This window comes from Mesorhizobium sp. P160219 (assembly GCF_057786095.1).
This window is the reverse complement of the sequence record NZ_JBYNWG010000001.1, coordinates 4,761,647-4,774,895: the sequence shown is the minus strand read 5'-3', so window position 1 is coordinate 4,774,895 and position 13,249 is coordinate 4,761,647. Positions and strand designations below refer to the sequence as shown.

The window sequence follows — 13,249 nt, the reverse complement described above, 5'->3', positions numbered from 1 at the left end:
ACATCATGGCGGATGACAAACTTCCACGCGATCCCCTGAGGCGCGAAGCAGCGCTCGCTGCTGCGCGCCCGGAGGCGCCGGCGCGGCCGTTCATCCATCTGCGGGTGCATTCGGCGTATTCGCTGCTCGAGGGCGCCTTGCAGGTCGCCGCCGTTGTCGGTCATGCCGTCAAGGACGAGTGCCCGGCAATCGCAGTCACCGACACAAACAATCTGTTCGGCGCGCTGGAATTTGCCCAGAAGGCGGTGAAGGAAGGCATCCAGCCGATTATCGGTTGCCAGATCGATCTCGCCTTTTCCGGCGAGACCAGCGACGCGCAGCGCGACCGCCGCCGCCATGGTCCGGAGATGCACGCCGTGGTGCTGCTCGCCGCCACCGAGGCCGGCTACAGCAACCTCGTCAGGCTGGTCAGCCAAGTCTATCTGGAGACGCCGCCGGGCGAGCCCGTGCATCTGACGTCAGCAATGCTGGAAGGCCATAGCGATGGCCTGATCTGCCTCAGCGGCGGGCCGCGCGGCCCGATCGGCCGGGCGCTGAAGGAGGATCGCCGAGATCTTGCCGAGACGCGGCTTCTGGCACTCAAGGCGCTGTTCGGCGACCGGCTCTATGTCGAGCTGGACCGTGTTTCCGGTTATGACCGCGCTATCGAGAAATCATCGGTCGACCTTGCCTATATCCATGATCTGCCGCTGGTCGCCACGAATGAGGCGTTCTTCGCCGCCCGCGACGACTATGACGCGCATGATGCTCTGATCGCCATTGCCGAGGGTTCGGTGGTTGCCGCCGACAACCGTCGCCGGCTGACTTCGGACAATTTCCTGCGCAGCCAGGCGGATATGGCGCGGCTGTTCGCCGACCTGCCGGAAGCGATCGACAACACCGTCGAGATCGCGCTGCGCTGTTCCTATTATCCCAAGACCCGCAATCCGATCCTGCCACGCTTTACCGGCGGCGATGTCGCCGACAATGAGGTGGCGCTGAAAGCGGAGGCCGATGAACTGCGCCGGCAGGCCCATGAAGGTCTCGACGCCCGGCTGGCGGCGCATGGACCCACCGCCGGCTACACGGTCGAACAATACCGCGAGCGGCTCGATTTCGAGCTCTCCATCATCGAGAAGATGAAATTTCCCGGTTACTTCCTGATCGTGGCCGACTTCATCAAATGGGCGAAGGCGCAAGGCATTCCGGTCGGGCCGGGCCGTGGTTCGGGCGCCGGATCGCTGGTCGCTTATTCCACCACCATCACCGATATCGATCCGCTGCGCTTCTCGCTGCTGTTCGAGCGCTTCCTCAATCCGGACCGCGTGTCGATGCCCGACTTCGACATCGACTTCTGCCAGGATCGGCGCGAAGAGGTCATCCGCTACGTCCAGCAGAAATATGGCCGCGACCAGGTGGGACAAATCATCACCTTCGGTACGCTGCAGGCGCGCGCGGTGCTGCGCGACGTCGGCCGCGTGCTGCAAATGCCTTACGGCCAAGTCGACAAGCTCTCCAAAATGGTGCCGCAGAACCCGGCCAATCCGGTCAAGCTGGCGGATGCCATCGCCAACGAGCCGCGCTTTGCCGAGGAGGCCGAGAAGGAGCCGATCGTGCAGACGCTGCTCGATATGGCGCAAAAGCTGGAAGGGCTCTACCGCCACGCTTCGACGCACGCCGCCGGCATCGTCATCGGCGACCGGCCCTTGTCGGAACTGGTGCCGATGTACCGCGATCCGCGCTCCGACATGCCGGTCACCCAGTTCAACATGAAATATGTCGAGCAGGCCGGGCTCGTAAAATTCGACTTCCTCGGCCTGAAGACGCTGACGGTGCTGGAGACGGCGGTGAAGCTGATCCGCCGGCGCGGCATCGAGATCGACCTGGCGACGATCCCGCTCGACGATCCTGAAACCTACGCCATGCTGTCGCGCGGCGAAGTGGTCGGTGTGTTCCAGGTGGAAAGTGCCGGCATGCGCAAGGCGCTGATCGGCATGCGGCCCGACTGCATCGAGGACATCATCGCGCTGGTGGCGCTCTACCGTCCCGGCCCGATGGAGAACATCCCGACCTACAACGCCAGAAAGCATGGCGAAGAGGAGATGGCATCGATCCATCCCAAGATCGACCATCTGGTGAAGGAGACGCAAGGCGTCATCGTCTACCAGGAACAGGTGATGCAGATCGCGCAGGAACTGTCGGGCTATTCGCTCGGCGAAGCCGATCTGCTGCGTCGCGCGATGGGCAAGAAGATCCGCGCCGAAATGGACAAGCAGCGCGAGCGTTTCGTCACCGGTGCGGTCGAACGCGGCGTCGGCAAGCCGCAGGCCGACTTCATCTTCGACCTTCTGGCCAAGTTCGCCGACTACGGCTTCAACAAATCGCACGCGGCCGCCTACGCCGTCGTGTCCTACCAGACCGCCTATCTCAAGGCGCATTACCCCGTCGAGTTCCTGGCGGCGTCGATGACGCTCGACATGGGCAATACCGACAAACTCGCCGATTTCCGCCAGGATGCGCTGCGTCTCGGCATCGAGGTGGTGGCGCCGTCGGTGATGACCAGCTTCCGCAATTTCGAGGTCGGCGAGAACCGCATTTACTATTCGCTGGCGGCCCTCAAGGGCGTCGGCGACGCTGCGGTCGAGCACATCGTCGCCATGCGCGGCGAAAAGCCGTTCAAGAATCTCGCCGATTTCTGTGAAAGGGTCGATCCCAAGATCGTCGGCAAGCGCGTCTTCGAAAGCCTGATCATGGCCGGCGCGCTCGACTGCTTCGGCCACGACCGCGCCCAGATGATGGCCGGCGTCGAACGGATGATGGGGCTGGCTTCGCTGGCGCAGCAGAATGCCATTTCGGGCCAGCACGACATTTTCGGCGCGTCGCTCGGCGCGCAGCAGCAGGCGCTCAATTTGCCGCAGACCGATCCGTGGCTTGCCGCCGACCGGCTGCACCGTGAATTCCAGGTCGTCGGCTTCTATCTTTCGGCGCATCCGCTCGACGAGTACAAGGCGGCCCTGCAGAAGATGCGCGTGCAGAACTGGGGCGAGTTCTCGGCTGCGGTCAAACGCGGTGCCGCCGCGGGCCGGCTCGCCGGCACCGTCACCACCAAGCAGGAGCGCAAGACCCGAACCGGCAACAAGATGGGCGTCATCGCCTTTTCCGACACATCTGGCCAATATGAAGCCGTGCTGTTTTCGGAAGGGTTGGCGCAGTATCGCGATCTGCTCGAGCCCGGACGTTCGGTGGTGATCACCGTTTCGGCTGAGGATAGGCCCGAAGGGGTCAATCTGCGCATCCAGACGGTGCAGTCGCTGGAGGATGAGGCCAGCCGTATCCAGAAGGCGCTGCGCATCTTCGTTCGAAATGACGGGCCTGCGTCGGCGATTTAATCGCAGCTTACCCAGCGTGGGGAAAGTCAGGTAAGCATTATCGTCATCAAAGAAGAGGCGCAGGGCGAGATCGAGATCGAATTGCCCAACCGCTACCGCATCTCGCCGCAGATCGCGTCGGCCATGCGCGCGGTGCCGGGTGTGGTCGAAGTCGAGCTCGTCTAGGCTGCGCTGATATACACGGCAATCCCATCGACGTCGGCCAGTGCATGACGGCATAAAGATGCTCTGGGCCTGACATTGCAGCCGATAGGGCCAGCGTGCGGGGCGTGGTTGACCTGACCTTCCTTTGAACCACATGCGTTGAGCAGAAACTTCACAGGAACGCACAATCATGCCCAGCCGCGAACGCGTCGAAGCCTTCCTCAAGGAGGTGGTCGAAGGCAGCCACGTCAAAGCGATCGCCGACTTCTACCATGACGATGCCACCATGCAGGAAAATCTCGGCGTCCCGCGGCGCGGCAAGGAAACACTGATGGCGCATGAGCAGGCAGCACTCGACCGGATCGAGAAGATGCACACCCATCCTGTCCAGACATTCCTGGTCGATGGCGACAATGTCGCCATCCGCTGGACCTTCGACCGTGTCGACAAGGCCGGCACCGTGCGCCGGCTGGAAGAGGTGGCCCTGCAGCGCTGGCGTGGTGACCGGATTGCGGAGGAGCGGTTCGTCTACGACACCGCCTCGGCCTGGCGCCTCGTCGGGCCGGACGGCAAGGTGGTGGAGGGCTGACGGTCACCGGGGCCACTAGATCATGATGAGATTTGGTTGAAATCTCATCATGATCTAACCCTTTGTTGGAGCATGATCTTTTCCAAAAACCGGCACCCACTTTTTGGGATCATGCTCTAGACGGCCCCGGCTGGGACAGTTACGCACTTGGTGATGAAAGCAGCCGAGAAGGACGGATTGCAGCAAAGCTCAGCGATGGCGCGGCTGCGTGACCGGCTGCGCAAGCTCTATCACGGACGCACGCCGGCGGCGTTCCGGTTTCAGCTGGTGGCGGTCATCATCGACCTCGCCATCATCGCCTTCTTCGTTGCCACGCCGGTGCTCCAGGACAAGCCGTCATTCCTGTGGCTCGACTATACCGTCGCCGCATTGGTCGCCGCCGACCTGATTGCCCGGCTGTTAGCCTCCAACGACATGCTGCGGCTGATGAAACAGCCGACATCCTGGGTCGATGTCTTCATCCTTCTGACGCTGCTGATGCCGACGGCGCTGGCAAATCTGGCGTTCCTGCGCATCCTGCGGCTGTGGTCGCTGTCGCGCAGCGGCTCGCTGTGGCGGCATTTCGAGATGCGCGGGCTAAGGCCATGGCGCGAGGCGAGCCAGGCGGTCATCAACCTTTTGACGTTTCTCTTCGTCATCACCGGTTTCGTCTACACCTTCTTCTTCCGCTCCGGCGCCGGCCTCGAAAACTATGTCGATGCGCTTTATTTCACCGTTGCCACGGTGACGACGACCGGTTTCGGCGACATCGTGCTGCCGGGAATTGCCGGCAAGCTGACCGCAATCGTCACCATGATCATCGGCATCTCGCTGTTCGTCAGGCTGGCGACAGCGATCTTCCGACCGGCCAAGGTGCTCTTTCCCTGTCCACAATGCGGCCTGCAGCGGCACGAACCGGACGCCGTGCATTGCAAGGCCTGCGGGCATCTCCTCAACATCCCCGACGAAGGAAGCTGATTGGCGGCGGTGCTATGACGTAGCCACTTCCGCTGGTTGCGGCGCCTTGCGCTGCAGGTTGAGCAGGTTGCCCAGCAGGATCAGCAGGGCGCCGCCGGCGGTGAAGGCGTCGATCTGCTCGCTATAGAGCAGCCAGCCGATCAGCGCCGATAAAGGCACGCGCAAGAAGTCCATCGGCGAGATGACGGTCGCGTCGGCATAGGCGAGTGCGCGGGCCATGCAGAAATGCGAAGACATGCCGGTGAAGGCAATCAGCAGGATCCATGGCCAGAGTTCGAGCGGTGGGTTGCGCCATTCATAAAGCGCCGGGATCAGGCCGACCACTGACTGGATGATCAGCATCCAGAAGATGATGCGCACGACGCTGTCGGTGCGTGTCAGCGACTTGACCATGACCACCGAAATGCCGAAGCAGACAGCGGCGCCGAGCACGATCAGGTGCCCCGGATCGACGGCGCCAACGCCGGGCCGCACGATGATCACCACGCCGATCAGCCCCAGCGCGATCGCCGCCAGCTTGGGTCGGGAGAGCCTTTCGCCGAGGAAGGCCACCGCCAGCAGGGCCGTCCAGATCGGCGTCGTGAATTCGATCGAAATCAGCACGGCCAGCGGGATCAGTGTCAATGCGTAAAGCCATGCCGCCTGGCCGGTATAGTGGATGACATTGCGGGCGAGATGGGCGACGGGGCGCTGCGTGCGCATCGCCGCAAAGCCGCCGCTCACAATCACCAGCGGCAGCAGGATGAAAAAGCCGATCACCGAGCGCAGTTCCAGCACCTGGAACACGTTGAGCTCCGCGGTCGTGGCGCGGCCGGCGACCGACATCGCCAGGAACGAGGCGATCGACAGCGCCATCCAGAACGCGGCTTTGGGGATCGATGGGGAAGGTGCCATAGGCGCTATGTCGCAAGCCGGGGCTTCCATCGCAACCGCTAGGCGACGCATTCGACTGGGCCAGACCCGTTGCAAAACAGCCATGCTGGAAGTGGAACCTGACGCAACGGCAGGCGTTGGTTCCCGGTATTGGCCAATTGCTGGACGCATCGTTTCTTAAACATCAACGGGGGAGAGATTCCGATGAAATCATTCGCGCGGTTTCTGCTAGCCGGCTGCCTGCTAACTGCAAGCGCCGCGGCCCATGCCGACGAGGCGAATTTTCTCAGCTCCTTGCAAGGGAATTTCTCCGGCAAGGGGACAGTCAAGGTCACCACCGACGCACCGACGGTGAATGTGTCCTGCACCTTCAATTCCGACGCGACCTCGAGCTCATTGTCGCTTGACGGCAATTGCCGTGGTCTTGTCGTGGTGACGCGCGCCATCAGCGCCAATCTGAAAGCCAGCGGGGCGAAATACACCGGCGTCTATGTCGGATCGCGCACCGGGCCCGCGCAGCTCGCCGGCAGCCGTTCCGGGAACGCGATCAGTCTCGGCATTCGCTGGGCGGCGGAGGTCAATGGCGATCGCAAGGCGCGGTTGACGGTCGAGAAAACCAGCGGCGACGGAATGCGGTTGACCGTTACCGACGTCGATCCGAAAACCGGCAACAACGTGGTGACGAGCCGCATCGATCTCAAGCGTATCTAAGCCGTCTCACTCCTCGATCGGCTCCGGCGGGTTGGCGTTGCGGCCTTTACCGAAGGTGTAGCCGGTTTCCACCGCCTTCTTGCCGAACTTGTCGCGCAGCGTATCGATGGCGCTTTCGGCCATGGCGCGCTTGCGCGAGCCGACGTCGACGAGATCGGGCGGATCGGCCTTCTCGTCATCCGAGAGATCGCTGACACCGATGCCAAGCAGCCGGTACTTTGTCCCGTCCGCCTCCTTGCGCAACAGCTCGAGCCCGGTCTGGAAAATGCGGTCGGCCAGCCGGGTCGGATCGCCGAGCTGGCGGTTGCGGGTACGCAGCTTGAAATCCTGCGTCTTCAGCTTCAGCACCACGGTGCGCCCGGCAATGCCTGACTTCTTCAGCCGCGCCGAGACCTTTTCCGACAATCCCCTCAGCACTGGAACCAGTTCGCCCATTTCAGCTATGTCGGTGTCGAAAGTGGTTTCGGCCGACACACTTTTCGCATCCTGGTCGGGATCGACACGGCGGTCGTCCTGGCCGCGCGAGAGATGGTAGAGCCGCGTGCCCATCACGCCATAGCGGCGCATAAGATCGGCGCGCTCCATGCGCTGCAACTGGGCGATGCTGCGGATGCCGTCGCGTTCGAGCGTTGCGGCAAAAGCCTTGCCGACGCCCCAGATCAGCGTCACCGGCTGTTCGGCCAGGAAACCCAGCGCCTCGGCTTCGCCGATCACCGAAAAGCCGCGCGGCTTGCGGAAATCGGAGGCAACCTTGGCCAGGAACTTGCAGTAGGAAAGGCCGGCCGAAACGGTGATGCCGATTTCCTTTTCGACGGTCTGCGCAAAGCGCGCCAGCACCACCGCCGGCGGCATGCCGTGCAGGCGCTCGGTGCCGGCAAGGTCGAGAAACGCCTCATCGATGGAGAGCGGTTCGACCAGCGGCGTGAGCGCCTGCATCAAGGCGCGGACATCGCGGCCGACGCGGACGTATTTCTCCATATTGGGCGGGATGACGACCGCTTCCGGACAGGCTTCGAGCGCCTTGAACATCGGCATTGCCGAGCGCACCCCCTTGATGCGGGCGATGTAGCAGGCGGTGGAGACGACACCGCGCTTGCCGCCGCCGATGATCAGCGGCTTGTCCTTCAGCGCCGGATTGTCGCGCTTTTCGATCGCCGCATAGAAGGCGTCGCAATCGATATGCGCCAGATGCAGCTGGTAGAGCTCGGGATGGCGGGTGAGTCGAGGGCTGCCGCAACGCTCACAGCGCCTGGTATCGCTGCGCTGAAAGGTCAGGCAGTCGCGGCAAAAACCGTGCTCGGGATTGTTGACAGGGGCCGCCATCGCTGCGAACATAAAGAGAACAGATGCAATGGTACGTCAGGACGGAAGCCGCCACAAGCGGTTAGCCGGGAGAGAACTCATGAGCACCACCATAGCGCCGCTGGCGCCTGACCTATGGGCGGATTTCGAGGATCTTTTCGGCAAGCAGGGCGCCTGTTACGGCTGCTGGTGCACGCATTTCCGGATGGCGCCGGCGGTCCGACGGGCCAGCGACAAGCAGCGCAACAAGGATCATATCAAGGCGCGTATCGAGGCCGGGCCGCCGCCGGGGCTTTTGGCCTTCGAGGACGGCCAGGCGGTCGGCTGGATGCAGATCGGTCCACGCGCCGACGTGCCCGAATGGAACAATCGGGGCCGGGGCTCGGCGCCGGTCGATCCAACCGACGCCGTAGATCCCGGCGTCTGGGCCATCTCCTGCTTCTTCATCCGCGCCAGCGCGCGCGGCCGGGGCGTCAGCCACCGCCTGGTCGAGGGCGGCATCGCTTTTGCCCGCCAGAACAAGGCGCGGCTGGTCGAGGCGTGTCCGATCGACGTGTCGCGCGATTCGCGTTCGATCGGGCTGTTCGTCGGCTCGTCGCGTGTGTTTGAAAAGGCCGGCTTCGAGCGGCTTGTCGAACGCAAGGCCGGACGGCCGCTGATGCGGCTGGTGTTGTAGTCAATTACCCGTCGGCGTTTGTTGATGTCCTGTGGAAGCTGTAGGTTGGTGTCATAGCAGACGAACGAAGCGTTCCTTTTTGGTCAAATGGAGAATTTTGTGAACCGTGTCTTGCCGCTTGCTTTCCTTCTCGCCCTCAGCGCTCCTGCCTTTGGCCAGGCTGTCGATGCCCAAGGTGCCAAGCAACTTTCCGATGAGCTCTCTCGCTATGTCGGCAAACAGGCGCTCAATGAAGGCATTTTGAAGATCTCAGCCGAGGAGGGTGCCTACAAGATCACCTTCGATGTGAAGGCGCTTGTGGCGAAGATGCCGAAGCAGGATCTGAAGCGGTTCGATTTCCCGCCCGTCACGCTGCGGGTCAAACCGCGCAGCGACGGAGGCTGGGATGTCGCCTCGGATTTCTCTACGACTGGGTCCATCGAGGTAAATGGCCCAAATGGCCTGAACACCGGGCAAATCGTTGTCAAGGATGGCAAGTTCACGGGCGTCTATGACCCGGAACTGGCGGCATTTACCAGCGGCACCAGTTCGATTGCGGGCATGACGATGACGTCGCGCCAAGTCAGTCAATTGACCGATTTGAGCGTGGGGCTGGGCTCTTCCAAAATTGACGCCAGGAAGTCGGCCAACGGCGGCGTCGATCTTAATTTCACACAGGCGATGGCGGACTTCGTCGAAACGGTCAAAATCGATGACCGGTCAATCGCAGCGCTCCGGGCACCGGAGCTCGCTGTGAACGTGACCGCTAAGGCCATTCAGACCAAGCCGCTTCTGGATCTTTTGGCGTTCGCCGTCGCCCATGAGGACGAGGCCCGGCTGAAGGCCGATCAAGCAGAGTTCAAAACGCTTCTGCTCGGTGCGCTGCCGCTATGGGAACGGATCGATGGGACCTACGCATTCAAAAACCTTGCCATTGAAACATATGCCGGCAATTTCGGCGCGGCGCAGCTGAACACCGTTGTCGGCATGGACGGCATCAGCAAGGACGGCAAGATCAGCTACGCATTCAAGGTTTCCGGCCTGACAATACCGCAGCAGATGCTGCCCAGTTGGACCGTTGCGTTGCTGCCGACGGATCTCGACCTGAATTTCGGCGGCGCCAACATCGATCTCGACAGTATGGCCAGGAAAACCATCGACACCCTCGATTTCAGCAAGGATCCACCGCTGCCGCCAGATTTCGGCGACGAGATTTCCGCCAATTTCCTGGCCAAGATACCAAAATTCGTTCTCGGGCACAGCACGGTGAAGAACGGCGACATCGAGGTCGCCATGGAGGGCGAAATGACGTTCCCCGGCAAGAAGCCGGATGCGAGCGTGACCGTCAACGTAACCGGCTACGACAAGATCGTTGAAACCTTGCAGGCGGCGGCTAAATCTGACCCGGAGGCCTCGCAGGCTTTCACAGGGGCGCTTGCGATTAAGGGATTCGCCAAGACGCTGCCGGACGGCCGTATCGAATGGGTGATCAACGCCAGGCATGATGGGTCGGTGACGGTCAACGGCGCGATGCTGAAGGGGCCTGATCCGGTCGGGGAAGACAACGCCGATCCGGATGCGATCCCTGGGACAGCAACGAAGCCTTGAGCACTGACCTCGGGGGCGGCTAACTCAGAGTCCCAGCGCGCTAGCAATCTTTGGCGCGGCCTCGTGCCAGTCCTCGACGGAGATGATGTCGTCCGGCACCGGCGGCAGGAAGGCGCGCAGCGAATTGTCGGCCATCAGGTGGAAGAGATGGGCGTCGGCAACCGAGTTGCGTGCCGAGATGAGGTTGGCGGGCTGGTCGTCGACAAAGGCTACCGGCCGGCCTCTGCTACCACGCAATTTGGCCACCGCTGGTCCCTTGGCCATTTCGGTGGTCAATAGCGGATAGGGCAGACCGAGCGCATCGAGATGGGCGCGGCGGGCGGCGCGATGCCGGTGCGGCATGGCGGTCAAAAGGACGATCTCGACGCGGTCGCTGAGGCTGGCAAGCGCTTGTTCGGCACCGTCGGTAACGCTCTGCCAGTCGGCCTGCGTATCGAAGAAATCTCCGAGAAGTGCCGTCACCTCCGGCTGTTCGATCAGCCGGCCGCTCGCCGTTTCGGCAATGTTGCCGGTGAGGCGGAAGGAGGCCAGCGTCAGGCCGAAGCCGCGCGATTTCAGGAAATGCGGAAACGGCCGGATGAATTCGAGCACAACATCGTCGACATCGAGGATCAGCAGAGGCCGGTCGTCGGCTGCAAGTTCGGCGATCTGGCGTGCCGTCTCGGGATCGTCGCTCATATCGAATGCTCATGGTCGTCGCCGCCAAGAGGCAGCGCGCGCAACGCCTTGCCGACTGAGGCCGGCGGAGTGTCGGTTTCCTCAGCAAAGCGCAGCAAGGTCGGCTCGTGGGCGAGGATGAACTGCAGCACGCCGGCAAGGAATCCCGGTTCGGCCGCGGCGCGGCGGATGGCGGACGCCTCGATGCCGGTGATGGCCAGGAAGCGCGGCAGGAGTTCGGGGTCGGCGGCGACGAAGCCCAGTGCCTTCACGGCAATGGTTTCCGCTTCCTCGCGCATTGACGCTGCGTTTGCCATCACTACTTTCTCGTTGCGGAAATGAGTCTCTTTTCCGCAGTAATCGCAAGCGTCGCCTGCGGCAAGCCACAGCCCCGATCCAATGTGGTTTTCGAGGTGGAATCCGAATGGCTTTTGCCGCTTCGGGTTTGCATTTCGTCAATCATATTGCCTTAAGAGTGAGCGAGGGTTTGGTGTGCTTCGACAAAGGCGCATAGCGGCAGGGCTTCGGGCAGAAGCCTGGCCGGGACGGGAAATCGATGCCTAAGAAGGTCATGATCGTCGAGGACAACGAGCTCAATATGAAGCTCTTTCGCGACCTCATCGAAGCCAGCGGTTATGAAACGGTGCGCACGCGCAACGGGCTCGAGGCGCTCGATCTGGCGCGCCAGCACAGGCCCGACCTGATCCTGATGGACATCCAGCTGCCCGAAGTGTCGGGGCTGGAAGTGACGAAATGGCTGAAGGAGGACGACGACCTCCATTCCATTCCGGTCATCGCCGTCACCGCCTTCGCCATGAAGGGCGACGAGGAACGCATTCGCCAGGGCGGTTGCGAGGCCTACATCTCCAAGCCGATCTCGGTGCCGCGTTTCATCGAGACCATCAAATCCTATCTCGGTGATGCCTGATGCCTTCAGCCGGAGCCTTGTGACATGACCGCGCGGATCCTCGTCGTCGACGACATCCCTGCCAATGTCAAACTTCTCGAGGTTCGGCTGCTGGCCGAATATTTCGAGGTGTTGACGGCCTCCAACGGGCCGGACGCGATCGAGGCCTGCGAAAACGGCAAGGTCGATGTCGTGCTGCTCGACGTGATGATGCCCGGCATGGACGGGTTCGAGGTCTGCAAGCGGCTGAAAAGCGATCCGGCGACCGCGCATATACCGGTGGTCATGGTGACCGCGCTGGGCCATGTTGCCGACCGGGTGCGCGGCCTCGAGGCAGGCGCCGACGACTTTCTCACCAAGCCGGTCAACGATCTGCAACTGACGACGCGGGTGAAGAGCCTGGTCAGGCTGAAGTCGCTGACCGACGAGCTGCGGCTGCGCGCATCGACCACCCGCAACATCGGCATCGAGGCGCTGTTGAGCCGCAGCTTCGCGTCGGAGGACGCCACGCCGAAGGTGCTGTTGATCGACGAGCGCAAATCGTCGGTTGAGCGCATCCAGAACATGCTGCGCGGCAGCGCCGAGCTCGACATTGCCACCGATCCGCATGCCGGCTTCTTCCAGGCCGCCGAGGCGCCCTATGAGTGCGTGCTGATCTCGACCGGTTTTACCGATTTCGATCCGCTGCGGTTGTGTTCGCAATTGCGTTCGCTCGACCGCACCCGCTTCCTGCCGATCATCCTGATTGCCGACGAAGGCGAGGAGGGCCGCATCATCAGAGGCCTCGAACTCGGCATCAACGACTATCTGATGCGGCCGATCGACCAGCAGGAGCTGACGGCGCGGCTGCGCACGCAGGTGCGCCGCAAGCGCTACAATGACCAGCTGCGCGCCAGCGTCACCCAGACCATAGAGATGGCGGTGACCGACGCATTGACCGGGCTGCACAACCGCCGCTACCTCGACAGCCATTTGCAGACGCTGTTCGACCGCGCCGTGGCGCGGCGGCGGCCTCTGTCTGTGATGATCACCGATCTGGACCGCTTCAAGACCGTCAATGACTCGCATGGCCATGATGGCGGCGACGATGTGTTGCGCGAGTTCGCAAGGCGGCTGCGCAAGAACGTCAGGGGCATCGACCTTGCCTGCCGCTTCGGCGGCGAGGAATTCGTCGTTGTGATGCCGGACACGGACGGCGCGGTGGCGGAGAAGGTTGCCGAGCGCATTCGCGCCGAAATCGCCCAGCTGCCCTTTGCCATCGGCCCTGAAGGCAAGGCGATCGAAGTCACGGTCAGCGTCGGCGTGTCATCGGTTCTGAAGGGCGCGGACACGGTCGCGGCGTTGATGAAACGTGCCGACGTGGCGCTCTACGAAGCCAAAAGTGGCGGCCGCAACCGGGTCGTCGCCAAGGCAGCGTAGGCTAGGCCACCGATTATGCAGTCAATCGGACAGGGTTAGGAATTTACCTTAATCCAAGC

Annotated in this window: 11 protein-coding genes and 1 pseudogene; 8 read left to right on the top strand and 4 right to left on the bottom strand. The window is 62.5% G+C overall.

Annotated elements, in window-relative coordinates; genetic code table 11:
• Nucleotides 1-5: 5 nt before the first annotated feature.
• From dnaE to AC3EMP_RS23240, 3 genes and pseudogenes are all read left to right on the top strand, one after another.
• Nucleotides 6-3,533, top strand: a pseudogene (gene dnaE / locus AC3EMP_RS23250) (DNA polymerase III subunit alpha).
• Between the two features lie 169 nt (nucleotides 3,534-3,702).
• On the top strand, nucleotides 3,703-4,101 hold the full coding sequence (locus AC3EMP_RS23245; RefSeq protein WP_023667583.1) for a nuclear transport factor 2 family protein: 399 nt from the start codon (nucleotides 3,703-3,705) through the stop codon (nucleotides 4,099-4,101).
• A gap of 153 nt (nucleotides 4,102-4,254) precedes the next feature.
• Nucleotides 4,255-5,058, top strand: a complete 804-nt coding sequence (locus AC3EMP_RS23240) for a potassium channel family protein (RefSeq protein WP_023695434.1) — start codon at nucleotides 4,255-4,257, stop codon at nucleotides 5,056-5,058.
• A 12-nt stretch (nucleotides 5,059-5,070) separates the two neighbouring features.
• On the opposite strand, the gene AC3EMP_RS23235 is transcribed toward AC3EMP_RS23240, so the two are convergent.
• A complete protein-coding gene (locus tag AC3EMP_RS23235) occupies nucleotides 5,071-5,952 on the bottom strand; it encodes a DMT family transporter (protein WP_023695433.1) in 882 nt (293 codons plus the stop codon).
• Nucleotides 5,953-6,135: 183 nt separating this feature from the next.
• On the opposite strand from AC3EMP_RS23235, the gene AC3EMP_RS23230 reads away from it, so the two are divergent.
• A complete protein-coding gene (locus tag AC3EMP_RS23230; protein ID WP_352842698.1) occupies nucleotides 6,136-6,642 on the top strand; it encodes a hypothetical protein in 507 nt (168 codons plus the stop codon).
• A 6-nt stretch (nucleotides 6,643-6,648) separates the two neighbouring features.
• Here the strand turns inward: AC3EMP_RS23230 and AC3EMP_RS23225 are convergent, their stop codons facing one another.
• Nucleotides 6,649-7,977: a DNA polymerase IV gene (locus tag AC3EMP_RS23225; RefSeq protein WP_023734461.1), complete on the bottom strand. Its 1,329-nt coding sequence runs from the start codon at nucleotides 7,975-7,977 to the stop codon at nucleotides 6,649-6,651.
• Between the two features lie 67 nt (nucleotides 7,978-8,044).
• Between AC3EMP_RS23225 and AC3EMP_RS23220 the strand changes: the two genes are divergently transcribed.
• Together AC3EMP_RS23220 and AC3EMP_RS23215 are read left to right on the top strand one after the other, a co-directional pair.
• Complete coding sequence (locus AC3EMP_RS23220; RefSeq protein ID WP_023681576.1) at nucleotides 8,045-8,620, top strand: GNAT family N-acetyltransferase; 576 nt, start codon at nucleotides 8,045-8,047, stop codon at nucleotides 8,618-8,620.
• A 99-nt stretch (nucleotides 8,621-8,719) separates the two neighbouring features.
• Nucleotides 8,720-10,207, top strand: coding sequence for a hypothetical protein (locus AC3EMP_RS23215; protein ID WP_023681575.1), 1,488 nt, complete (start codon nucleotides 8,720-8,722; stop codon nucleotides 10,205-10,207).
• Between the two features lie 24 nt (nucleotides 10,208-10,231).
• On the opposite strand, the gene AC3EMP_RS23210 is transcribed toward AC3EMP_RS23215, so the two are convergent.
• Both AC3EMP_RS23210 and AC3EMP_RS23205 read right to left on the bottom strand, forming a co-directional pair.
• On the bottom strand, nucleotides 10,232-10,885 hold the full coding sequence (locus AC3EMP_RS23210) for a hypothetical protein (protein WP_023681574.1): 654 nt from the start codon (nucleotides 10,883-10,885) through the stop codon (nucleotides 10,232-10,234).
• Nucleotides 10,882-11,181, bottom strand: coding sequence for a DUF3572 domain-containing protein (locus AC3EMP_RS23205; protein ID WP_023688310.1), 300 nt, complete (start codon nucleotides 11,179-11,181; stop codon nucleotides 10,882-10,884). The genes AC3EMP_RS23210 and AC3EMP_RS23205 overlap by 4 nt, the downstream gene beginning before the upstream one ends.
• 239 nt (nucleotides 11,182-11,420) lie before the next feature.
• Between AC3EMP_RS23205 and AC3EMP_RS23200 the strand changes: the two genes are divergently transcribed.
• Together AC3EMP_RS23200 and AC3EMP_RS23195 are read left to right on the top strand one after the other, a co-directional pair.
• The gene (locus AC3EMP_RS23200) at nucleotides 11,421-11,792 is read left to right on the top strand and encodes a response regulator (protein WP_023667574.1); all 372 of its coding nucleotides are present in this window, start codon (nucleotides 11,421-11,423) and stop codon (nucleotides 11,790-11,792) included.
• A gap of 24 nt (nucleotides 11,793-11,816) precedes the next feature.
• A complete protein-coding gene (locus tag AC3EMP_RS23195; protein WP_352711435.1) occupies nucleotides 11,817-13,190 on the top strand; it encodes a PleD family two-component system response regulator in 1,374 nt (457 codons plus the stop codon).
• Nucleotides 13,191-13,249 lie beyond the last annotated feature (59 nt).

Bases quoted from the DNA above. Each gene is read 5' to 3' on its own strand.
- AC3EMP_RS23235 (WP_023695433.1), bottom strand. From the start codon at position 5,952: ATGGCACCTTCCCCATCGATCCCCAAAGCCGCGTTCTGGATGGCGCTG.
- AC3EMP_RS23200 (WP_023667574.1), top strand. From the start codon at position 11,421: ATGCCTAAGAAGGTCATGATCGTCGAGGACAACGAGCTCAATATGAAG.
- AC3EMP_RS23205 (WP_023688310.1), bottom strand. From the start codon at position 11,181: ATGGCAAACGCAGCGTCAATGCGCGAGGAAGCGGAAACCATTGCCGTG.
- AC3EMP_RS23210 (WP_023681574.1), bottom strand. From the start codon at position 10,885: ATGAGCGACGATCCCGAGACGGCACGCCAGATCGCCGAACTTGCAGCC.
- AC3EMP_RS23220 (WP_023681576.1), top strand. From the start codon at position 8,045: ATGAGCACCACCATAGCGCCGCTGGCGCCTGACCTATGGGCGGATTTC.
- AC3EMP_RS23240 (WP_023695434.1), top strand. From the start codon at position 4,255: ATGAAAGCAGCCGAGAAGGACGGATTGCAGCAAAGCTCAGCGATGGCG.
- AC3EMP_RS23195 (WP_352711435.1), top strand. From the start codon at position 11,817: ATGACCGCGCGGATCCTCGTCGTCGACGACATCCCTGCCAATGTCAAA.
- AC3EMP_RS23230 (WP_352842698.1), top strand. From the start codon at position 6,136: ATGAAATCATTCGCGCGGTTTCTGCTAGCCGGCTGCCTGCTAACTGCA.
- AC3EMP_RS23245 (WP_023667583.1), top strand. From the start codon at position 3,703: ATGCCCAGCCGCGAACGCGTCGAAGCCTTCCTCAAGGAGGTGGTCGAA.
- AC3EMP_RS23225 (WP_023734461.1), bottom strand. From the start codon at position 7,977: ATGTTCGCAGCGATGGCGGCCCCTGTCAACAATCCCGAGCACGGTTTT.